This window comes from Pseudomonas sp. PS01297, from assembly GCF_029959305.1.
GTDB lineage: Bacteria > Pseudomonadota > Gammaproteobacteria > Pseudomonadales > Pseudomonadaceae > Aquipseudomonas > Aquipseudomonas helleri.
This window is the reverse complement of record NZ_JASCPQ010000208.1, coordinates 1-1,139: the sequence shown is the minus strand read 5'-3', so window position 1 is coordinate 1,139 and position 1,139 is coordinate 1. Positions and strand designations below refer to the sequence as shown.

Annotated in this window: 1 protein-coding gene; it reads right to left on the bottom strand. The window is 60.5% G+C overall.

Annotated features, from left to right (window positions below; genetic code table 11):
* Positions 1-137: 137 nt before the first annotated feature.
* Complete coding sequence (locus QMX84_RS26300; protein ID WP_262126064.1) at positions 138-1,025, bottom strand: lysophospholipid acyltransferase; 888 nt, start codon at positions 1,023-1,025, stop codon at positions 138-140.
* Positions 1,026-1,139 lie beyond the last annotated feature (114 nt).

Below are 1,139 nucleotides of genomic sequence, written 5' to 3'. Positions count from 1 at the left end.
CGAAGCAGCAGGCTTAACGCCTCAGATTGCCTGTGGGAGCGGGCTTGCTCGCGATGGCATCTACGCAGTTTCAAGGTTAAACCGCGTCGTTTGTATCGCGAGCAAGCCCGCTCCCACAGGTTGTGCATTCAGCTAGCTCAGTACCAGCGCGCCTCGCCCGGCGGGCGTTTTTTGAAGCGTTTCATGCTCCACATGTATTGGCTCGGGTAAGCCCGCACGTACTTCTCCACCACTTGGCTCATGGCCGCGCAGGCGGTTTCGGTGTCGGTGCTGTACATGGCTTCGGGCGCCGCTTCCAATATCACTTTGAACCCCGAACCGTCCGGCAAACGCACCGCGTGCAGGAACACGCCCACCGCTTTGCCACCCGCCAGCATGTTGGGTACAAACTTGCTGGTCAGGGCCGTGGTGCCGAGGAACGGTACAAAAATACCCGCTGATTCTGCCGGCTCCGGGTCTGCCGGGATGCCGACCTGACCGCCTTTGCGCACCTCTTTGATGACACTCAAAATGCCTTCTTTGGTCGACGCGGCCACGCGGTTGCCCAGCTGTACGCGCTGTTTGCGCAGCAGTTCGTCAACGGCCTTGAGCTTGGGCGGGCGGTAGAAAATGATCGGTTTGCACTGGCTGCAATAGAAGTGGTTGAGCACTTCCCAGTTGCCCAGGTGGCTGGTGATGCCGACCACGCCTTTGCCAGAGGCGAGGGCGTCTTTGAGCACGTCCAGGCCTTCGACTTCGCGCACCAGGTCAATGGAGCGCTGGGCGGGCCAGATCCACGCGCAGGCGCTCTCGGTCAGGCTTTTGCCGATGTCTTTGAGGCTTTGGCCGACCAATTGTTCACGGGCGACCGGGTCCATTTGGGGGAAGCACTTGGCCAGGTTGATCCGCACCACTTCGCGCGAGCGATTGGGCAGTTTCCACATCAGCCAGCCGATGGCCGAGCCCACGTGTTGCACCGCGCCCCAAGGGAGCATGGCAAACAACCGTAAAGCCCCGACCAGCAAGGCGCCTTTAAACTTTTCCACAGGGTCTTTCCCGTCTTCATAGTGCATCGACAACCCTTGTGGGAGCGGGCTTGCTCGCGATTCAGGCAACGAGGTGCATCTGGATCACCGCTAAGAGGCCATCGCGAGCAAGCC